This window comes from uncultured Mesonia sp., from assembly GCA_947499595.1.
GTDB classification, from domain to species: Bacteria; Bacteroidota; Bacteroidia; order Flavobacteriales; family Flavobacteriaceae; genus Mesonia; species Mesonia sediminis.
In genome coordinates this window covers 93,776-116,475 of sequence record CANMOY010000006.1, presented here as the reverse complement: position 1 = coordinate 116,475, position 22,700 = coordinate 93,776, and the positions used below count along the sequence as shown (strand labels likewise).

Here is a 22,700-nt window from a genome sequence, read left to right as displayed (position 1 = left end):
AATTTAAAAAGATAGCTTATGAAATTTTCAAACGATTTTAAAGAAGCGGTTTTAGCCTTGTCACAAAAAGAAAAAGACCAACTCTTATTGCGTCTGCTTAAAAAGGACAAAAACCTAATCAAGCAATTGCATTTTAGGTTAATTGATGATAAAAATGTAGATGAGCGCAGAGCTATCTTAGAGCAACATATTTTAAAAATCAGTAAAAAAATTGCACAAGAATCGGTTTCACTCAACCAACTAAAGGTATTCACCAGCCGACTCAGTTCAGAAATCAGCGATCACAGTCGCACTACCAAAGATCAATTTGGCGAAGTATATTTAAATCTTTTAATGCTCAACAACTTGTTGAAGTATGGCACCTCGTTATTTGAAAATAGTAACCTTTATGCTAGTCAAAAATTTTATATTTACATCATTAAACGCATCTTTAAATGTTTGGTTCAAATTAAAAAGATGCATGAAGACCTACACCTAGAATTTCAACCCCTATTAAAAGAATTATCAGAAAATATAGTAAAGAATGAGTTGTTAACAAAAAAGTGTATCCACCACGGTTTAGACTTTAATTGGTTAAACGTTCATAATATCCCAGAAGATATTGCTAGCATCCAAAAAGAATTAAAACAGGCCGGTTTCTTATAATTGTGGTCTTTTTAGTTATAAACCAACAAATTTATCACAATACACAATACTATAGAACGGTAAAGCATGGGTATTTGCAGGCATATATCCAGATCAAACAATTGAAATTGAGTCTCTTCACATAAAAATTAACAAGACAGGCTTGTTCAATAAATTAAAAATCGTACTTTTGCAACCCATTTCCCTCAATCGGGAATGGGAAAGGAATGTTTAATTTATAAATTTATTTAGTGTGAATACATTAAGTTACAAAACCGTATCGGCCAACAAAAGCACCGTGAATAAGGAGTGGGTTGTGTTAGATGCAGAAGGACAATCGTTAGGTCGTCTTTCTTCGATCGCGGCAAAGTTGATCAGAGGAAAGCACAAGCCTAATTTCACCCCGCATGTTGATTGTGGTGATAACGTAATCGTTATAAACGCAGAAAAAATCAACCTTACAGGGAAAAAATGGGAAGCTAAGGAGTATATCCGTTACACTGGATACCCAGGCGGACAAAGAAGCTTGAATGCAGCTGGCTTATTTGAAAAAGACCCTAGAAGAGTTATTGAAAAAGCTGTAAAAGGGATGTTACCTAAAAACAAATTAGGTTCGGCCTTATTCAAAAACTTAAAGGTTTATGTTGGTTCTGAGCACGAGCACGAAGCACAAAAACCAAAGAATATTAATTTAAACGAACTGGTGTAAATGGAGACAATTCACAAAATAGGTCGTAGAAAAACTGCCGTAGCACGTGTATTCGTACAAGCAGGTAAAGGTGAAATTACAGTAAACAAGAAAAAGGTTAACGATTATTTCACAACAGGTACATTACAATACAAAGTAAACCAACCTTTAATGTTAACTGGTAACGAAGAAGCTTTCGACTTAAATGTTACCGTTAAAGGAGGCGGTATTACTGGTCAAGCAGAAGCTGTACGTTTAGCTATTGCAAGAGCTATGTGTGCAATCGACGAAGAAAACAGAACGGCTTTAAAACCAGAAGGCTTACTTACTAGAGACCCAAGAATGGTTGAGCGTAAGAAGTTTGGTCAGAAGAAAGCACGTAAGAAATTCCAATTCTCGAAACGTTAATCGATTTCTGGAACGAATTAAAAAATTAATTTTAAATTTAAAGTATTTGTTGTTATTTCGCTTAAAGCGGAAGTTAGTTTAGCATCTAAATAGGCAAGGCCATTACACAAGTAAGCCACTTGTTTATTGCTATCTCAACAGAACGTAAACTATTACAAAAATGGCAAACAAAGTAGAAGTTAAAGAATTACTTGATGCAGGTGTACACTTTGGTCACCTAACAAGAAGATGGAACCCCAACATGGCGCCTTACATTTACATGGAGCGCAACGGGATTCACATCATCAACTTATATAAAAGTGCAGCTAAGATGGAAGAGGCGGCAAACGCCCTTAGCAAAATCGCTGCCAGCGGTAGAAAAATTTTATTTGTAGCTACCAAAAAACAAGCAAAAGAAATTGTTGCAGAAGAAGCTGAAAGAGCAAATATGCCATACATTACAGAGCGTTGGCCTGGAGGTATGCTTACCAACTTTGTTACGATTAGAAAAGCCGTAAAGAAAATGGCTTCTATCGATAGAATGAAAAAAGATGGTACTTTCAACTCACTTTCTAAAAAAGAACGTTTACAAGTAGACCGTTTACGTGCAAAATTAGAAAAGAACTTAGGTTCTATCTCTGATATGACACGCTTACCTGGAGCTCTATTTGTAGTAGACATTACTCGTGAACATATCGCGATTAAAGAAGCTCAAAAATTAAACATTCCTATTTTTGCGATGGTTGATACCAACTCTGACCCACGTGAGGTAGATTACGTAATCCCATCAAACGATGACGCTTCTAAATCAATTAAGAAAGTAATCTCTTACGTTTCAGATGCTATAGTTGACGGTTTGCAAGAAAGAAAAGCAGACAAAGACGCTAAAAAAGAAGTTAAAGCGGCAAAAAAACAAGCCGAAACTAAAGAGGCAACTCAAGAAGACAAATAAAATAATCGTTTTATAATCTATGCTAAGTCGTTTAGTAATTTTATTGTAAAATAGAGTTGCAAACGACTTTGCTTTTTAAAATTAAAATCTGAAAAAAATGGCAAAAATAACTGCTGCAGAAGTAAATAAATTAAGAAAATCTACCGGTGCCGGTATGATGGATTGTAAAAAAGCTTTAGTAGAAGCCGAAGGTGACTTTGACAAGGCTATTGAAGTATTACGTAAAAAAGGGCAAAAAGTAGCGGCAAAAAGAGCAGACAGAGAGTCTTCTGAAGGAGCTGCTGTAGCCAAAGTAAACGCCGAAGAAAACAAAGGTGTAGCTATTGTTTTAGGTTGCGAAACTGACTTCGTAGGTAAAAACGAGAATTTCTTGCAATTAGCAAGCGAGTTGGGCGAATTGGCCTTAAACTATGAAACTAAAGAAGAGTTTTTAGCTGCAGACTTTAACGGGATGAGTGTAGCCGATAAACTTGTTGAGCAAACTGGAGTTATTGGTGAAAAATTAGATATTAATGCTTTTGAGGTAGTTAAAGCTCCTTTTGTAGCGTCTTACGTGCACATTAATAAAATTGCTGCTGTAGTTGGATTCTCTGCTAAAGTAGATAACGCAGAAACCTTAGGTAAAGATGTTGCCATGCAAATTGCCTCAATGGGCGCAACAGCATTGTCTTACAAAGATCTTGACCCTGCATTCGTAGCTTCTGAAACCGAAGCTAGAATTGCTGAAATTGAAAAAGGAAATATAGAGCTTGAGCGTTTAGGAAAAACCAAGAAAAACGTACCACAATTTATCTCTATGTCACAAATTACTCCCGAAGTAATGGCTAAAGCCGAAGAAGATGCGAAAGCAGAACTTAAAGCTGAAGGAAAACCAGAGAAAATTTGGGATAGAATCTTACCAGGTAAAATGGATCGTTTCCTATCTGACAACACTACACTTGATAAAGAAATGTGCTTATTAGACCAAACTTTTATCAAAGATGATAAGAAAAACGTAGCCGAGTATGTAGCTTCTTACGGAGAGGTTAACATTACTGAATTTAAGCGTGTTTCTTTAGGATAATTAAAATCCAAACACTTATAAACACAGCCTACAACTTAAAAAGTTGTAGGCTTTTTTTTGCCTTAAATAGACTGTTTTTAAGCTAAAAAAAAGTTAAACCCAAGATTACCACTCAATTAATGCTATTCTACTCTATCCTCAATAACAAAATTTAAAGCCTAAAACATTCTTGCTACCCCAAAAAGGTCTTGCTAAATGAATGGTTTTTTTACATGCCGTTTTTCAAACTTTAGAATATGCGTATATTTGCCCAACTTTACGACACAACTTATGCAATACAAAAGAATTTTATTAAAACTATCTGGAGAAGCTTTGATGGGCAATCGCCAGTATGGGATTGACCCAGAAAGACTCGCCGAATACGCCGCAGAAATTAAATCGGTTACCGATAAAGGCGTACAAGTAGCTATCGTAATTGGTGGTGGTAACATTTTTAGAGGAGTAGCCGGAGCCAGCAAGGGTATGGACCGCGTTCAGGGTGACCACATGGGGATGCTAGCCACGGTTATCAACGGCTTAGCCCTACAAAGTGCTTGTGAAGATGCCGGAATTCCTACTCGCCTGCAATCAGCAGTAAAAATTAATGAAGTTGCCGAACCTTTTATCCGCCGAAAGGCTATGAGACATTTAGATAAAGGCCGTGTGGTAATTTTTGGCGGTGGTACAGGTAATCCTTATTTCACTACAGACTCTGCAGCCGTACTACGTGCCATAGAGATAAACGCCGATGTGATTTTAAAAGGCACACGGGTAGATGGAATTTACACAGCAGATCCCGAAAAGAACACCGAAGCAACAAAATTTGATTTTATTACTTTTGATGATGTACTCCGCAAAGGACTAAAAGTTATGGATACTACCGCTTTTACCTTGAGCCAAGAAAACCAATTGCCGATAATTGTATTTGACATGAACAAACCCGGTAATTTATTAAAAGTAGTACATGGCGAAAACATTGGTACTAAAGTAAACTTGTAAAAAGACTTATCGTATATTTGACAACCAGTTTATAAATTGTAAAACCATGAACGAAGAGATTGAATTAATTATAGACAGCACCGAGGAGGCCATGCAAAATGCTATTAAGCATTTAGAAAAAGAATTAATTAAAATTAGAGCCGGTAAAGCTAGTCCTAATATGGTGAGTTCGGTTTTGGTAGAGTATTACGGAAGCAAAACACCGCTTAACCAGGTGGGAAATATCAATACCCCAGATGCACGTACCATTTCTATTCAGCCATTTGAAAAATCATTGATTCCCGAAATTGAAAAAGGGATTATGAATGCCAACCTAGGCTTTAACCCTATGAATAACGGAGAAAGTGTAATTATCAATGTTCCTCCCTTAACCGAAGAACGTCGTAGAGAACTAGCCAAGCAAGCTAAAGCTGTAGCCGAAGATGCCAAAGTGGGTGTACGTAATGATCGAAAAAATGCCAATAACGAATTGAAAAAATTAGATCTATCTGAAGATATGCTAAAAGGAGCTGAAGCTGATGTGCAAGAGCTTACCGATAAACACATCACGCAAATAGATGACATTCTAAAAGTAAAGGAAAAAGAAATTATGACGGTTTAATTCTTTTGCTAAAATCTTTTAAAAGCGACAATTTTGTCGCTTTTTTTATTTACTTGCATCTTATAAAATTATTCATGCATAGGTTTACATTTCTTTATCTTTTGTTGTTGGTTGGAGGCTTTGCGCATTCCCAACACCTACTTAGAGGTAAAATAGTATCACAAGAGGATCAAACTCCTATACCCTATGCTAGAATTGAATGGGTGAACCAAGATCAAACCGAACTCTCCAATATTGACGGAAGTTTTAATCTCAATGTTAGCCAAAAGCAAGGATATTTAAAAGTGAGTTACTTAGGCTACATCAGTAAAAAGATAAAGATTAGTTCAAACCCCTATTATCTTATCCAACTTGAACCAGATCCAGAAAAACTCGAGGAAGTTTTTGTAACCTCTACACAACAACTTGCTCAACGTATTATCAATAAAAGCATTCAGCAAAAAGCGTACAACGACCCCGATCTTAAATTTAAAAATTACAGCTATAATAACTACCTCAAATTAATAATCGATAACCAAAAAGCAAATTTTAAAGTTGAGCTAGACACCACCAACACAAGTGTTTCTACCATTTTAAATCAAGGCCGCGCTTATTTAACCGAGGAATTTAGCAATTTTGAATATACAAACGACAAAGGCTTACAGGAAAAAATTTTAGGCACCCGAACAGCTGGCTTTAAGCAACCGGTTTTTGAGATGCTATCGTTAAACATTCAGTCCCCTTCTTGGTATAAAGAAAAATATACGGTTTTTGGAAATGACTATGCCGGCCCTCTGGCAAAAAATCCTTTTAGAAACTATCGTTATAAAGTATTAGACACTACCCAAAGTACTCGCCCTGCGTACGTGATTTACTTTCAACCCAAACGTCAAAAAACCGTAGCCTCACTAGAAGGACTACTATACATCGACACTTTAAACTATGGACTCCAGAAAGCAGTAGGGCAATTAAAAGGGGAGTTAGAAATAGAGGCCACGCAAAATTTCACCTATCTTCCAGAACAAGATATTTGGTTTCCTGTAAGAAATGAGATTCTTTTAAAACCGGGAACCGGTGGTAAAAAAGTATCTATTTTTGGTGGAAGTATAAGCTTAGGAAGTTTAACTTCAAATAAGTCTAATGAGCAAGCACAATATTTACAAGCTATTAGCACCAACTCAAACTGGAAGTTTAATAGCCAAGAACAATTATTAAATCAGAAAGCCGCCATTAGCCTATCCGCCAGGGCAACCGAGCGAAATACTGAGTTTTGGCATCAAAATCGGAGCATCCCCTACACCTCCAGAGATCAGCGAACATTTACAAGTGTGGAGCGGCTAATCGAGAAACAACATATTGACCGAAAGATTAATCTACTTCAAAATTTTAATATCGGTTATTTACCCATTGGCTTTTTTAATCTCGATTTACGTACACTTGTTAAATATAACGATTACGAAGGATTTAGGCTGGGCGCTGGGGGAGTAACTAATCAAAATTTTGCTAAACGCTTTAGAATTGATGGCTACAGTGTTTATGGGTTTAAAGACCGAGCTTTTAAATATAAAATTGGTGCAGGCTATCAGCTAAACCCCAATAAAAATACTTGGTTAAACCTGAGTTATATAAATGATATTGAAGAAATAGGAACTTTTAAATACCTCACAGATGCGCGCGTTTATTCACTATTTGAGCCTCGCCTGGTAAACATCAACTTTTACTTTAAATACGAATCTTATCAAGCTAACCTGCAACACCAAATTGCCCCTTCGCTTTTAAGCGAATTTAAGGTAGCCAAAACCAATATCAATCAGACTGGTGGTTACCGCTACATCGACAATCAGCGCGCCAGAAAAGCCTATGATATTACCGCATTTACAGCAAGTTTTAGGTACAGTCCTAAAAGTACATTTTTACAAGCGCCCAACAAAAATATAGAAGTCGAGGTGGGCTATCCGCAATTCAGTTTCCAAGTAGAACGAGCTATAAAAGGAATACTAAACGGTGATTACAACTATACCAAATTAGGACTTAAAATGCAATATACTATAGAACGCATTACTCAGGTAAACACCGAATTCATTGCCGAAGCCAACGCAGGTTTTGGAGATTTACCACTAACCCATACTTTTCATGCTTTTCCTAATAGCCCTAATAAAGCAACCATTATGAATCGGTTTTCTGTGGCGGGTAGACGAACCTTTGAAACCATGTATTTTAGTGAGTTTTTTAGTGACAAGCAGGCCAGTTTACAAATAAAACATAAATTACGCCCCTTTACTATATCACAGCGTATTCAACCTCAACTGGTATTTATTTCGCGCCACGCTATTGGCGATTTTGAAGCGAAAGACAGACACCTGGGGGTGCGTTTTAATACGCTAAACAAAGGTTATCACGAAGCGGGTATAGAATTAAACAATATACTTTTTGGTTTCGGATTAAACTTTGCCTACCGCTACGGAGCCTATCACTTGCCTCAATTAGAAGAAAATATCAGTCTAAAATTCACCTTTTACTTCAAGCTTTAATTGCTAAAATCACCCTATTATTAGGTATCATTTTATACCTTTGCAGCCTTAATTCATACTCATGTCTAAGCTGTTTAGTTTTGGTTTTTGGAATACGATAGCACGTATTATCTTAAGAAATAGAATCCTTATTATTATAGGAATTGTGGCCATGACCACTTTTTTGGCGATGCAATGGAAAAACATGCGGTTTTCATACACCGAAGCCAACTTGCTACCCGATCACCATCCAGTTAACCAAGAGTATCAAAAATTTGTAAACACATTTGGTGAAGAAGGAAATGTTTTACTCATCGCAACCAACGATTCGCTTTTATTCACGCCAGAAAAATTAAATGCTTGGAATCAACTTGCTAAAAAGTTAAGTACTTTTCAAGAGGTTGATCAAACGCTAGGTTTACATAATTTAAAACAATTAAAAAAGTTTGAAAATCCAGCTCGGTTTGAGTTGGTTCCTGTAATTGATAGCAGTGCTAGCATCAATTCGGCTACAGCCCAACAACTCAAAACTCAATTATTTGAGAAATTGCCTTTTTATGAAGGTTTGGTTTACAGTAAAAAATCAAATACGGTACAAACCGCAGTTTACATAGATAAGGCCATTGTAAATAGCAAAGAAAGAAAAATCTTTATACTCGAAAAACTACAACCGGTCTTAGATGAATTTAAAGAAGAAAATGATATTAAAATTCACGTTTCGGGTATGCCTTACATCCGCACGCTTAACTCCCAAAATATCATCGATGAAATTCAATGGTTTGTAGGGGGTGCTTTGTTGGTAACCTCACTGATTTTCTTTTTCTTTTTTAGATCGGTGCGCGCCACTTTAATCTCTATGCTTACGGTTATTATTGGAGTAATGTGGGCTTTTGGAGTTTTAGGTTTACTGCATTATGAAATTACCGTTTTAACCGCTATTATTCCGCCACTTATTATTGTAATTGGAATTCCTAATTGTATTTTCTTAATTAACAAATACCAGCAAGAAATAAAAAAGCATGGTAATCAAGCAAAATCATTGCAACGGGTTATAGCTAAGGTTGGAAATGCAACTTTGATGACAAACGTAACTACCGCTTCTGGTTTTGCTACTTTTATTATTACAGAAAGCACCTTACTTAAAGAATTTGGTATTGTAGCTTCAATAAATATAGTGGCTATTTTTATTCTTAGCCTTTTAATTATACCTATCATTTACAGCTATTTGGCTTTGCCCAAAGAACGACATTTAAGGCATTTAGGAAAAACCTGGATAGAAGGCTTTGAAAATTGGATTGTGCGCATGGTAAAACATAGGCGCATTACCATTTATATTGTTTCTATTTGTGCTTTGGTAATAAGTATTATTGGTATTTATACCATTAGGGTTTCGGGTAGCTTACTCGAAGATATGCCTAAAGAGGCGGCCTTTTTTAAAGACATCGAATTCTTCGAAGAAGAATTTGATGGCATTATGCCACTCGAACTATTGATTGATACTAAAAGACCTCAAGGCGTCACCAATTTAAGTACGCTTAAACGCATGCGCGACTTGCAAGATCTGCTCGCCGAGTACCCCGAACTGTCTAAACCTGTATCGATGGTAGAACTGGTGAAATATAGCAAACAAGCCTATTACAACGGCAACCCAGAATACTACCAACTGCCTACTTCACAAGAGAAAAATTTTATTTTTCCGTATTTAAAAGGTATAAATACTAAAGGCAGCAATCAGCTGAATGCTTATATAGATTCTACTGGTCAATTTGCCCGAATGACGGTTTTTATGAAAGATATTGGCACCGAAGAAATGGAAGCTATTGAAGATCAAATATGGCCAAAAATCAACAAGCTTTTTCCCGAAGATCGCTATGAAATTACCATGACAGGTAAGGCTCTGGTTTTTCAAAAAGGAACCAATTATTTGGTTAAAAACCTTGTAATGTCATTGTCTTTAGCCATTCTGCTTATCGCTATTTTTATGGCTTGGATGTTTAGGTCATTTAAAATGATTATCATATCGCTAATTCCCAATTTACTCCCCCTTCTTATTACCGCAGGTATGATGGGCTTTTTAGGCATTCCTATCAAGCCGTCTACAATTTTGGTGTTTAGTATTGCTTTTGGTATATCGGTAGATGATACCATTCACTTCTTAGCTAAATACAGGCAAGAACTCAAGGCCAGAAATTGGAAAATTAGCAAATCGGTGTACCCCGCCTTACGCGAAACTACCGTAAGTATGTTTTACACCTCAATCGTACTTTTCTTTGGTTTTTCTGTTTTTATGATTAGTAGTTTTGGAGGTACTAAAGCATTAGGCGGACTGGTTTCTGCAACCTTGCTATTTGCGATGCTTTCTAACCTACTTCTGCTCCCTTCTTTATTGCTTTCTTTAGCAAGAAGCATTGCTAATAAAGAAGATTTTAAAGAACCAAACTTAGAAATTCTACCAGAAGAGATGGAGGATAAGGAATAAAACCAATTATCCTGTTGGGTCTATTTGTTATAATTTATATATTTACCCCAATACTTTTACATAAAAATTATGCTTAATTTAAAAATTAAACCCAATCTTTCAAAGATTAAAAAAAAAGGGGGGGGGGGTAATTTATTTTATCTCATCTCTTTTTTAGAAGGTGGTGTAGTTATGGTAACCGAGCTCGCCGGTGCTCGTATTTTAGCTCCCTTTTTTGGCTCGTCTCTTTACAGTTGGGCCGCAACCTTGTCAATTACTTTGTTAGCCTTAATGACAGGTTACTATACTGTCGGTTATGCCACCACCAAAAGAAAAACCAGCACACCAAAAGCAATTTTTTTAGTTTTTCTCATAAGTGGTTTAATGGTGATGCTACAGCCTAGCTTAGGCAGAACCGTTATGCAAGAAACCATTCAACTCCCATTCTTCACCGGGATTATTATTTCGCAACTAATCTTTTTATTTCCTCCCGTTTTTCTAATGGGTATGATGAGCCCAATGATCATTGCGCAAATCAATCAAACGGTACAGCGGGCAGGCAAATCTGCTGGTAACATCTACGCCATTTCTACTTTTGGCGGTATTTTATTCACCCTGCTTTTCGGTTTTTTAATTATTCCTGAGTACGGTATTAGCTTACCGGTTATTCTATTAGGTGCTTTCGTAATATTGTTTTCTTCTGTACTATTATTGCGTCAAAAAATTTCTGTACCGATGGGCTTGGTTTTAGCATTGATAATTTTAGCTCAATTTAGGCAAGCTTATGTAAGTTATCAAGAATATTCACCCATTCACGCTAAGGGTGAAAGTTTAGTAGAATATTCAGAAGGTTTATTAGGCGAAATCAGCATCAGCAATCAAAATTTAAAAAGTCCAGATGGTCGGCCTTTCAAGGCACGAATGCTTAAGGTTAACAATGTAATGCAAAATCAAGCCGTGCTCAACTACCCAAAAGCCAGTTTGGTTTATTATGTAAACTTTATTCGCAATTTGGTAGGACAATTGCCTAAGAAAGAATCAGCACTAATTGTAGGTCTAGGTGCAGGTAATATATACTCAGACATGCAATTGTACAATATAGATGTAGAAACCGTGGAGATTGACCAGCGCATTTACGATTATGGGGTAAAGTATTTTAAAATGAAACCACACCCCGAAAAAAGTCATATTACCGATGGGCGCTACTTTATTAATACCGCACAAAAACAATACGATATCATTGTACTCGATGTTATTGTTGGCGAAAATGTAGCCAAGCAATTGGTGACCTTAGAGAGTTTTAAAAAAATGTATAATCTATTACCCGATCAAGGTACTTTAATAATTGAACATGGCGGTATTCAAGACTTTTCTAAAAACAAGTTTGTACCTAGCCTGCATAAAACCCTAGGTCAAGCCGGATTTGAGGTTAGTATGTTTAATCCCGTTAAAGCACCCAATAACCGGTATGGCGATGTTTTGTTTGTTGCCACCAAAAATAAACCCATAGATAAAAACAATATTTTTGTTGCTGAAGACATGCTCCTTTCGGCAGGCCCCATCAGCCAATACGAAGTTTTTTTTAATGATTTTGATACTTCCGTCCCAGCGGAATTACTCACCGATGATAAAAACAAAACCGACTTATTACTCAGAGACCACTACTTACATATCCGCGAAAAGCGTAAGTAAGCTAAAGCCGAAGACTACCCGCCTTAAATAATTGATACGGCTTCACCCTAAAAATCGTTTAACTTTTAGAACATCAATAAGATTCTGCTCCCACTATCCAGTGGGCGGTGCAATCCGCAAAGGCCGCTTTTAAAAAACTCGTACTTATCGTAAATTTAGTTTTTACCTTAACCCCCTTTTTTTGTGTCAACTTATATCGAATTAAGTTGTAAGCAACCAAAATTCCCGCCTTAGTGTTTTAAAAGCTATGTCGAAAAAATTATCTTTGCCCTACAAATGCAAACGACATGAAAAACACAAAAATTGTAGAAGTATTAAAAACCGATCCTGTACTGCAAGAAATAAGCGTGCAAGGATGGGTACGTGCCTTTAGAAGTAACCGATTTATTGCTCTTAATGATGGTTCTACGATAAATAATATACAAGCTGTAGTTGACTTTGAAAATACACCACAAGAAATCTTAGATGAAATTAATATTGGCGCTGCGCTACATATTACTGGAACCTTAAAAGAAAGCGAAGGTAAAGGGCAAAAGGTAGAAATTGCTGCCAAAGAGATTACTATTCTAGGTAAAGCCAACTCTGATGATGTAAAAAAGACCATCCTATCTCCCAAGCGTCATAGTCTAGAAAAACTTAGAGAGCAAGCTCACTTGCGCGTACGTACCAATACCTTTGGTGCCATTATGCGCGTACGTGCCAAATTATCTTTTGCGGTACACCAATACTTTAATGAGAACGGATTTTATTACGTAAATACCCCTATTATTACGGGTAGTGATGCCGAGGGTGCTGGCGAAATGTTCCGCGTTACAAACTTTGATCTAAACAACCCCGCCAAAGATGAGAATGGTAAAGTGAATTTTAAAGAAGATTTCTTTGGAAAAGAAACCAATCTTACCGTTAGCGGACAGTTAGAAGCCGAAACTTATGCTATGGGCCTAGGTCAAGTTTATACCTTTGGACCTACTTTTAGAGCCGAAAACTCAAACACCTCAAGACACTTAGCTGAATTTTGGATGATTGAGCCAGAGGTTGCCTTCTGTGATTTAGATGGCAATATGGATTTAGCTGAAGATTTTATTAAATATGTTTTAAACTACGTACTTACTCATTGTGATGATGATCTCGCATTCTTAGAAAACCGATTAATTCAAGAAGATAAGGCAAAGCCCGAAAAAGATAGAGCGCCCATGCCTTTACGAGAAAAATTAAAGTTTATTACAGAAAATAATTTCAAACGAGTAAGCTATACAGAGGCCATAGAAATTCTTAAAAATTCTAAACCCAATAAGAAGAAGAAATTTGATTATTTAATTAAAGAGTGGGGTGCCGATTTGCAGAGTGAGCACGAACGTTATTTGGTAGAAAAACACTTTAAGTGCCCAGTAATTTTATTTGATTATCCTGCGCAAATAAAAGCCTTTTATATGCGTTTAAATGAAGACGGCAAGACCGTTAGAGCCATGGATGTTCTTTTCCCTGGTATTGGCGAAATGGTAGGTGGTTCGCAACGTGAAGAACGTTTAGAGGTACTACAAGAAAAAATGAAAGAGTTTAATATAGACGAAGAAGAACTGTGGTGGTACCTAGATACCCGCCGTTTTGGTTCTTGTGTTCACAGTGGTTTTGGACTGGGCTTTGAACGTTTGGTGCTTTTCGCAACCGGAATGAGTAATATTAGAGACGTAATTCCTTTTCCTAGAACACCCCAAAACGCAGAGTTTTAATAGCTCTTCATATGCCTAAGAATTAATTTTATTATTACGCTCAAGGCGGATTTAAACATAAAAAACCCAGTTCTCACTGGGTTTTTTATTTATAGCTTCTTATTCAAATTTTTAAGCTTTCTTATTTCTTCTTTTTGACTCTTCACCTGGCGTCTTAAATAAAACAACTCCGCAATCAGATAAAGCAACACAAAAAAGTTTTGCAAATCTGTTGTAATTAAAGCTTTCCCCCACTCAAATCGTAACAATATAAAGCAAATAAAAAAAGCTCCTAATGCTACATAGCGCGTATATTTTAGAAACTGCACTAACATAAAAAATTTATTGGGATTGCATCCAGGTTCTAAAATCTACTGCTTTTCCTATTATTTCACGTAATTGCGTAATAGGTACGCGCTGCTGCTCCATACTATCACGGTGTCTAATAGTCACTTGGTTGTCTTCTAAAGTATCGTGATCTACCGTAATACAAAAAGGAGTCCCAGCAGCATCTTGCCTTCTATATCTCCTACCAACGGCGTCTTTCTCGTCGTAAGTCACATTGAAGTCCCACTGTAAATCTGCTACTATTTTTTCGGCTATTTCGGGTAAACCGTCTTTCTTCACTAAAGGCAAGATGGCCGCTTTATAAGGTGCCAATATAGCCGGTAATTTAAGGACGGTTCGTGTGGTGCCTCCTTCTAATTCTTCTTCCTGTAAAGCACTAGAGAAAACCGCTAAAAACATACGGTCGAGTCCTATAGAAGTCTCAATAACGTAAGGGGTGTAATTCTTGTTCAATTCAGGATCAAAAAACTGTAATTTTTTACCAGAGTGCTGCTCGTGGGCTTTCAAATCAAAGTCGGTTCTAGAATGTATCCCTTCCAATTCTTTAAATCCAAAGGGAAATTTAAACTCGATATCGGTAGCGGCATTGGCATAATGAGCCATTTTTTCATGATCATGGAAACGGTAATTATCATCACCTAAGCCTAATGATCGATGCCAATTTTGTCTGGTTTCTTTCCAATACTCAAACCACTTGAGTTCTTCTCCTGGCCGAACAAAAAACTGCATTTCCATTTGTTCAAATTCGCGCTGGCGAAAAATAAACTGTCTTGCAACAATTTCATTCCTAAAAGCTTTACCTATTTGAGCAATACCAAATGGTATTTTCATACGCCCCGTTTTTTGCACGTTGGCAAAATTTACAAATATACCTTGAGCAGTTTCAGGTCGTAGGTATAAATCGGTAGCTGAATCTGCAGAAGCACCTAGTTTAGTACCAAACATCAAGTTGAATTGTTTAACATCGGTCCAATTTTTTGAACCAGTTTCGGGGCAAGCAATCCCCAATTCTTCGATTAAAGCTTTAACATCGGCGAGATCTTCTTCGGTAAGTGATTTAGCTAATCGTTCCAGCACTTCTTTTTGCTCTCTACGGTAACGCAATACACGCGAATTGGTGCTTACAAACTCCTCCTCATTAAAAGCATCTCCAAATCGTTTCTTGGCCTTGGCAATTTCCTTCTCGGCCTTTTGGTTAAGTTTCTCTGCATAATCTTCTACCAAAACATCGGCGCGGTAACGCTTTTTAGAGTCTTTATTATCAATCAAAGGATCGTTAAAAGCATCAACGTGACCCGAGGCTTTCCAAGTGGTAGGATGCATAAGAATCGCAGCATCTAAGCCAACAATATTTTGATGCATTTGCACCATGCTTTTCCACCAATAATCTTTTATATTTTTTTTGAGTTCTGCTCCGTTTTGACCGTAATCATAAACGGCACTTAATCCATCATAGATTTCGCTAGATGAAAAAATATAGCCATACTCCTTAGCATGGGCTATTACTTGTTTAAATGTATCTTGTTGTTTTGCCATAGCACAAAAATAGTAATATTATACCAATGTTTTATCTTGTATTTTTTAAGGTTTTTATTCTAGATTCAACTCTTGAGTGCCTACTTTACGGTCACCAAAAAATAAGTTGATTACATAGCGGCCCGCTATGAAATTTTCTTGTTCAAAATGCATACAAATATCAAGTTCCTTTTGCTCATAACTAAATTTATGCTTTAGAGAATAAACCAACTTTTGACTGCCCATTCTAAGGCTCCCTTTGCTCCCAAGAAGATTGTTTTTAGGATTGATAATCTGAACATACATTTGATACTCTCCTGCCCGTGCCAAGGTGTTGGCTTGAATTTGGGCGCAAATTTCTAAAACCCGTGTTTTTTTTGCTTTACGGATTGATTTACTCCCTGGCCTGGTTGATGCCTTCGCCTGTACTTTATATTGCCCAAATTGAAGTTGTGAAGCATCTTCTAATTGCCGACTGAGCAATTGGTTTTCTTTAAAAAGTGAATCGCTCTTTTTTTGCTCGCGCAACTGGGCTGCTTGTGCCAATACCACATCGTCTTCTAAATTACGCTTCATAGCCTGGAGACTATCAACTTGCTTTTGCAACTTGTTGGTTTTTTGTTTGTATTTAATGGCTAGTAATTCGACTTTAGAGAGTTGTTGCAAATCAATTTGCTGTACATCTAAACTATCTAACAAACCCTTGATTCGGTCGGCGTCTTTTTGCACCTGATTCTTTAGCTCTTTATTCTCTTGAATTACCTGCGCATATTGTTCGCGCAAAGCATCTAATTCGGTGCGCAAGCGTTCTTTTTCTTGTGCTATAATAGCCAAGTTCTTTTTGTTTTCTTGATAAAAATTTAGAGTAAAAAACACAGAGATAATCAAGATCCCGGCAAGCAATAGCATGAGTACCTTGAGTATGTTTTTATTATTCTGAATATTCATAAGCCTCTCTTTTCAAGAATTTTACGTAAATTAAACAAGCCTAATGAAATGCATTCAATCTTGTTATTAAATTTTCTATTTCCAAAAACCTGCGCCTGCTGTTCCGAGTACCTTCTTCACAGAGAACAAGTAGTTTGTTTGGCTTGTCATTATTTATTACCGATGGCCACTGCGCAATTAACCAACGAAAATACAGTAAAAAAAGTATTTTCAGGAAGAATACCCTTAGAGAATGCCTGTAGCTTGTTTATTTTTGAGAAAAACTCGTTGGTACAACATTTAATGCATGAGTTAAAGTACAAAGGTCGGGTTGAAATTAGTTTTTATTTGGGAAAATGGTTGGGCGCCATTCTAAGTCAATTGCCCGCTTACCAGCATATTGATTATGTAATTCCCATACCATTACATAAGCGTAAATTGGCAAAGCGCGGCTATAACCAAGTAGCCGGATTTGGGCAGGAAATAGCAAAAGCGCTTGGTACAAATTATACGCACCATGTACTCATAAAAAACAATCCGTCTAAAACACAAGTTTTTAAAGATAGATTTGCCCGTGCCCAGTTACAGCATCATTTGTTTGCGTTAAATGGTGCAGACCTGCTCAAAAACAAACATATTTTACTGGTAGATGATATCATCACTACTGGTGCAACCTTAGAAACTTGCGCTAAAAAATTACTCGACATACCCGGACTCAAAATTAGCATTGCAAGCATGGCATTGACTATTTAACTTTAACATTTTATTCTTTTTATCAAGCAACAGGCTCATTCTTTCCAAATAACTAATTTTTTAACACAAAAAAAATTAGTAAAAAAAATACAAGACAATTTCTTCACATTTTTATTAATCGGCTCTAGCACCCAACGCTAATATTCTTATTTTTTATTTATAATTAATCTAGATAAAGTTATACATTTGCGCTTATTTAGAATAAATTTAAGTAACAAATGAGGTTATTTCTTGTACTTATTATTACGGGACTCGGTCTTTTAGACTTGCAGGCGCAAGAGTTGGCTGACTTAAGGAAGCTAACCGGGCAAGTGGTTTTTAAAGACGCTAGTCCTGTGGTATCGGCACTCATTTATATTCCTGCAAATGCAAAATCGGCGTATTCTGATGAGCAAGGCAATTTTAATATTTCGGGCCTAGCCGCAAAAGAATATGAAGTCATCATTCAGCCTTTTGGGCAAAAGGAGATCCACCTCACAGTCGATTTAAGCGAGCATTCAGACAATCTTTATGTAGCGCTCCAACAAGAAACCAATTTTGCTTTAGAAGACATTGTAATTAAAAGCAAATCTAAAATCCGCGAAAGCAAAGAAAAGGGCTATAATATAGAGGTGGTGAACACCCAAGCCTATACCGTTCAAAATGTCGCCGCCAGTGAGCTATTAGATCGATCGGCGGGGGTAAAAATAAGACAATCTGCAGGATTGGGTTCTCATATCGATTTTAACCTAAATGGTCTAACAGGAAACTCTGTTCGCATTTTTATAGATGGAATCCCACTGCGCAATTACGGAAAGGCCTTTTCTTTAAACAACATACCGCCCAGTATGATCGAACGAATTGAAATTTACAAAGGGGTGCTACCGGGACACCTTACCGAAGACGCTTTAGGAGGCGGCATAAATATAATTCTAAAGAAAGAAAAAAAGAACAAGCTTTCGGTTGCTTATAGTTATGGCTCATTTAATACCCACCAGGCCGACGTGAACGCTAATTTATTTGATAGTAAAACCGGACTTAATGCTCAAATAGGCGCTTTTTATGCTTACACCGATAATAATTATGAGGTTTATGGAGACAATGTTTATGTTATTAATCCGCAAACGGGTAAAGTAAAGTATGTTAAGGCAGAGCGTTTTCACGATAGTTATGAATCTAAGGGTATTCAAGCCAATATAAGTATACGCGACAAGTCTTTCGCAGATGAGTTGAGTCTAGGTTTGCTATTTTCTGATATGGATAATGACATACAAACCGGTGCAACCATGGATGTGGTTTATGGCAATAGAAGGTCTGAGCGCGACACTCGTATGTTTAACTTAAAATACGAAAAAGACAACTTAATCTTACCCAATCTAAGCGCAAAAACCTTTGTATCTTATTCTCAAACCAATCGTAAAGTTATTGACACTATCCCTTATATGTATAATTGGTTGGGCGAGATTGTTCGAGATCAAGATGACAACCCCATTAATTGGAGAAATTCAGGAGGAGAGGCAGGCCCCGCTACGTTAGCCAATAATAACGAGAAGAACTTTGCCAATAGAACCGGATTAGGATATTCTTTTTCTGATACTCAGAAGCTAAATGCTAACTTTTTTTATAACCAATTTACTCGGGATATAGACGACCCAAAATTACCTGAGGCCGAAAATGAACTGCTTGACACGCGCTTTTTGAGCAAAACCATTCTCAGTTTCTCTTATGAAGCCAAATGGTTGAATGAGAAACTCACCTCAACCTTATTTTTTAAGAATTATCACCAAAAAGTTAAACTTACAGACTACACCAAAAGACAAGACAAGCTTACCGCCACTGCGTATGATAAAAAAATAAGCTTTAACGGCTATGGTGCAGCATTCTCCTATGCTTTGACCGATGAAATTTTGATTACCAGCTCGGTAGAAAAAGCCATACGTATGCCAGGAATATTTGAACTCTTAGGTAATACTTCAGAGAATATTTTACCTACCTACAACTTAAGACCAGAAAACAGCACCAATGTAAATCTAGGCGCAAGTTTAGGCAGCTTTAGCTTTAATAAACATCAGCTTAAAGCGGATATAAATTTTTTCTTAAGAGATATTAGCGATATGATTGTACGCGGAATTGCAAGTAATATCACCGATCAATACGGATTTGAAAATCTAGGTAAGGTACGCAGTACAGGGGTAGACCTCGAAATGAATTATAACTATGACAAGCGCTTTACCCTTACCGCCAACCTATCTAATTTTAATGCCCGCTATAACTTAAAGTACGATGAGTATGGCTCAGAATACATTTATTATGGCGACCGCTTGCGTAATGCTCCATTTCTAACGGGTAATTTACATGCTAATTATGAGTTTAAAAATTTATTTAAACAAAACCACGGGCTCAATGTACACTACAATTTTGGCTACACGCATCGGTTTTTTAGAAACTGGGAAAGCCTAGCCAGTCAAGGTAAAGCCTATATACCCACACAAGCCGTGCACAGTGCAGGGGTGAATTACCGTTTCCCAGGAAACAAGGTTGTACTTGGCTTTGACGCCAAAAACATTACCAACGAGCATTTATTCGACAATTGGGCACTGCAAAAACCAGGTAGAGCCTTCTATTTTAAAATAACCTATAACGCTATATAAACCTAAATACTATGATTTTTAAAAACACCTTTTTAAGTAAAAGTAAAATTAATTTGCTTGCCGCGATTGGCCTTTCATTAAGCTTGTTTAGCTGTGATTCTGATGATGATAACGGCAGCAAAACCACTCCGCCTGTTGGGAACCAGTCCTATTACAATGTGATATTTGGAGTAAGTTCTGAGGGTAACTCGGGAACCTACGCACAGGCACTTGAAAACATCTCTGAGGGTAACATCAGTTTTAATGGTAAAGGTTTTGAAGTTCCTTCGGTAAGAACAGCTAGAATCTACGGATCTCCTTCAGGTGAATTTTTATATAACCTTAGCTATGGTGGCGGTATGATTTATAAGTACCAAGTAAATGGCGGGTCTAATTATACCCAATTAGCCGAAACTAATGTACAGGTAGCAATGGGTACCGCCTACCCGCGATGGACGGTAGTAAGTAAAGACAATGCTTTAGTGCATACGATTAACACCGAAAACCAATACGATGAGAACGAGAACTACACTTACACTAAGTCTGAGGCCGTATTACAGAATATTGGTTTAGAGAATATGAGTTTAGAAGAAAAAAGCGTATTGGAAATACCAAGTTTTGAGGAGAACTACCATATCTGGAGAATAGATAACCCGACTATCAAAAACGGAAAGGCTTACTATGGGGTGGCAATGCGCCAGTTTGATCCTGCTACGGGTGAAAACGTAAACCCAGAAACCTATAAAGCAACTACTATGGTGGTAGATTATCCTGAATTGACCAATTTACAATTTTTACGGTCTGAAAATGCTCAAGGTTCTACTTATGGATACAGAACTCCTGTCTATCACGGTGACGAGCAAGGTGATATTTATCATTTAACCAGCAATCCTGCTAAGCTTTTAAAAATAAGTAACGAAGACTACGACAACAGCTACTCATTTGATTTAGCTAATGCTTTAGGAATGGCCAAAGTGGGTGCAAACGGTTGGTTCTATGTAGGTAACGGAATCGGTTACGTTCCTTTTTACGATGCTAGCAAAGGTCGAGGAAAAGAAGAAGCCGCTTGGGGAGTAGCACGTATTGATATTTATAACCAAACAGCTACCAAATTAAACCTTCCTAATAACCTTTGGATGTGGTACTACCAATCGGGTGTGGTTGGTCGAGATGGTAAATTTTACATGGCCATTACCCCACTAGGGCAAAAGGGTAACATCTATAAATTTGATCCTAGCAGCACTTCGCCAGATGCTTTTGAGGTTGGTGCACAGCTAGAAAACGGAGCAGATTCATTTTACTTAGGGGTTTATTAAAAAAATACCCAAAACTAAAACCAAAAACCTGCTCTAAAAATGGAGCAGGTTTTTATAAAAGTCCGACTTTTACAATTATTAAAACTAGACATAATACATTATGAAACATTTACTTCAAATAAGCCTGATACTTTTGCTGAGTTTATCGGCAAATGCACAAGATAATGTCTTTTGGTCTGCCGATTTCTGGAAACAAAATCCCGATATCGCCACCATTGAAGCAAAAATAAAGGAAGGTAACAGTCCAACTGCCTTAAACTCTCGCGGTTTTGATGCCGTAAGCTACGCCATTCTTAATAAAGTTTCTAATGCTAGTATTAAATACCTTTTAGAGCTACCAGGAAACGAAGTAAATAAACTTACCCACGACAAACGCACCTATATTTTTTGGGCAGCCAATAGAGGCAATGTGGCCCTGCTCGATTATTTATTTAAAAAGGGCGCAAACCCAAAAGTTTTTGACAACCGCCTGTACAGCCCAATTATGTTTGCGGCACGGGCTGGACTTGAAAAAACCGCGGTTTATGATATCTTAATTAAAAATGGAGTTGATCCAGCCTATGCAAATCCCAAAGGAATAAACGCTCTTTTAGTTTTGGCAGGGACGGCAAAAGACTGGTCAATTTTAGACTACTTCATCAAAAAAGGATTAACGTTAAATCATACCGACAAAACTGGAAAAAATGCTGTCGATTATGCAGCGGTAACCGGTAATAAAAAAATAATGACCGAACTAATCCGTAAAGGAGTAGCTTATAAAGACATTAATAAAGATAATACTAATTTGTTTCATCAAGCGGCAAGCAGTAGCCGTGCAGGCGATAATAAACTTGAATTTTTTAAATACTTGAATAGTCTAGAGCTTGACCCGCATCAAAAAGATCTAGAAAACAAAAACATACTCCATTACCTGGCAAAAAATAATTCACACCCAGAAAACCTCGATTACTTTTTCTCTAGAAAAGTTGATATAGACGCTATAGATAATCATGGGAATACCATTTTACTATATGCTGCTTCTCAAAATAATTTACCAGTGGTTAATTTTGTGTTAGACCAAAGTCAAAGCATTAACCACACCAATAAAGCAGGTGAAAGTGCATTGAGTTTAGCGGTACAAAACAATAGCTCAGAGATAGTAGCGATATTATTAGAAAACGGAGCGCATACCAATATCGTTAGTCAAGACCAAAGAACCCTACTGGGTCATTTGATTTCAGGATACTCAGCGCGATCAAAAGAAGATTTTTATAAAAAATGGGAATTGCTTAAAGCTAAAAATCTTGACTTTAAAGCGAAACAAGGTAACGGGAATACCCTATTGCATTTAGCTGCCGAAAAAGAAGACCTCAACTTGATCGACGCATTGTTGCAAGAGGGGGTTGATATCAACGCCCAAAATGACGAGGGAGTAACCTTACTTCATAAAATAAGCTTAACGGCAAAAGACAGCAAAATGTTGAAAGAATTAGTGAAACGCGGTGCCGACCCAAGCATTAAAACGCTTTTTGAAGAAACCGCCTATGACATGGCACGTGAAAACGAATTACTAAAGAATGAAAACATCCAATTTTTAAAATCATAAATCAAG

Annotated in this window: 17 protein-coding genes; 15 read left to right on the top strand and 2 right to left on the bottom strand. The window is 37.0% G+C overall.

Annotated features, from left to right (window positions below):
* Positions 1-18: 18 nt before the first annotated feature.
* From ACH2AZ_RS08765 to asnS, 11 genes are all read left to right on the top strand, one after another.
* Complete coding sequence (locus ACH2AZ_RS08765) at positions 19-645, top strand: hypothetical protein (RefSeq protein WP_394907536.1); 627 nt, start codon at positions 19-21, stop codon at positions 643-645.
* A gap of 232 nt (positions 646-877) precedes the next feature.
* Positions 878-1,333 (top strand): 50S ribosomal protein L13, encoded by a 456-nt coding sequence (gene rplM, locus ACH2AZ_RS08760; RefSeq protein WP_379043911.1) that lies wholly within the window; start codon positions 878-880, stop codon positions 1,331-1,333.
* A complete protein-coding gene (rpsI, locus tag ACH2AZ_RS08755; RefSeq protein WP_147861611.1) occupies positions 1,334-1,720 on the top strand; it encodes a 30S ribosomal protein S9 in 387 nt (128 codons plus the stop codon).
* 160 nt (positions 1,721-1,880) lie between these two features.
* Positions 1,881-2,651 carry a 30S ribosomal protein S2 gene (rpsB, locus tag ACH2AZ_RS08750; protein ID WP_147861612.1) on the top strand — a complete coding sequence of 257 codons (771 nt, stop codon included), beginning with the start codon at positions 1,881-1,883 and terminating at the stop codon, positions 2,649-2,651.
* Positions 2,652-2,748: 97 nt separating this feature from the next.
* Positions 2,749-3,714 (top strand): translation elongation factor Ts, encoded by a 966-nt coding sequence (gene tsf / locus ACH2AZ_RS08745; RefSeq protein WP_394907535.1) that lies wholly within the window; start codon positions 2,749-2,751, stop codon positions 3,712-3,714.
* A gap of 270 nt (positions 3,715-3,984) precedes the next feature.
* Positions 3,985-4,692 (top strand): UMP kinase, encoded by a 708-nt coding sequence (gene pyrH, locus ACH2AZ_RS08740; protein ID WP_147861614.1) that lies wholly within the window; start codon positions 3,985-3,987, stop codon positions 4,690-4,692.
* Positions 4,693-4,738: 46 nt separating this feature from the next.
* Positions 4,739-5,293 carry a ribosome recycling factor gene (gene frr / locus ACH2AZ_RS08735; protein ID WP_394907534.1) on the top strand — a complete coding sequence of 185 codons (555 nt, stop codon included), beginning with the start codon at positions 4,739-4,741 and terminating at the stop codon, positions 5,291-5,293.
* 74 nt (positions 5,294-5,367) lie between these two features.
* Positions 5,368-7,803 (top strand): DUF5686 family protein, encoded by a 2,436-nt coding sequence (locus tag ACH2AZ_RS08730; protein WP_394907533.1) that lies wholly within the window; start codon positions 5,368-5,370, stop codon positions 7,801-7,803.
* 61 nt (positions 7,804-7,864) lie between these two features.
* Positions 7,865-10,261, top strand: a complete 2,397-nt coding sequence (locus tag ACH2AZ_RS08725) for an RND family transporter (protein ID WP_394907532.1) — start codon at positions 7,865-7,867, stop codon at positions 10,259-10,261.
* A 69-nt stretch (positions 10,262-10,330) separates the two neighbouring features.
* Positions 10,331-11,932 carry a fused MFS/spermidine synthase gene (locus ACH2AZ_RS08720; protein ID WP_394907531.1) on the top strand — a complete coding sequence of 534 codons (1,602 nt, stop codon included), beginning with the start codon at positions 10,331-10,333 and terminating at the stop codon, positions 11,930-11,932.
* Between the two features lie 287 nt (positions 11,933-12,219).
* The gene (gene asnS, locus ACH2AZ_RS08715; protein WP_394907530.1) at positions 12,220-13,662 is read left to right on the top strand and encodes an asparagine--tRNA ligase; all 1,443 of its coding nucleotides are present in this window, start codon (positions 12,220-12,222) and stop codon (positions 13,660-13,662) included.
* A gap of 321 nt (positions 13,663-13,983) precedes the next feature.
* Here asnS and ACH2AZ_RS08710 read toward each other — a convergent pair whose 3' ends face one another.
* On the bottom strand, positions 13,984-15,525 hold the full coding sequence (locus ACH2AZ_RS08710) for a glycine--tRNA ligase (RefSeq protein ID WP_394907529.1): 1,542 nt from the start codon (positions 15,523-15,525) through the stop codon (positions 13,984-13,986).
* A 54-nt stretch (positions 15,526-15,579) separates the two neighbouring features.
* A complete protein-coding gene (locus ACH2AZ_RS08705) occupies positions 15,580-16,452 on the bottom strand; it encodes a hypothetical protein (protein ID WP_394907528.1) in 873 nt (290 codons plus the stop codon).
* Between the two features lie 162 nt (positions 16,453-16,614).
* Here ACH2AZ_RS08705 and ACH2AZ_RS08700 point away from each other — a divergent pair, with 162 nt between their 5' ends.
* The 4 genes from ACH2AZ_RS08700 (at position 16,615) to ACH2AZ_RS08685 (ending at position 22,694) form a co-directional block, all read left to right on the top strand.
* Positions 16,615-17,184: a ComF family protein gene (locus tag ACH2AZ_RS08700; RefSeq protein ID WP_394907527.1), complete on the top strand. Its 570-nt coding sequence runs from the start codon at positions 16,615-16,617 to the stop codon at positions 17,182-17,184.
* 218 nt (positions 17,185-17,402) lie between these two features.
* Complete coding sequence (locus ACH2AZ_RS08695) at positions 17,403-19,814, top strand: TonB-dependent receptor domain-containing protein (RefSeq protein WP_394907526.1); 2,412 nt, start codon at positions 17,403-17,405, stop codon at positions 19,812-19,814.
* Positions 19,815-19,825: 11 nt separating this feature from the next.
* Positions 19,826-21,109: a hypothetical protein gene (locus ACH2AZ_RS08690; protein WP_394907525.1), complete on the top strand. Its 1,284-nt coding sequence runs from the start codon at positions 19,826-19,828 to the stop codon at positions 21,107-21,109.
* A 100-nt stretch (positions 21,110-21,209) separates the two neighbouring features.
* Positions 21,210-22,694, top strand: a complete 1,485-nt coding sequence (locus ACH2AZ_RS08685; protein WP_394907524.1) for an ankyrin repeat domain-containing protein — start codon at positions 21,210-21,212, stop codon at positions 22,692-22,694.
* Positions 22,695-22,700 lie beyond the last annotated feature (6 nt).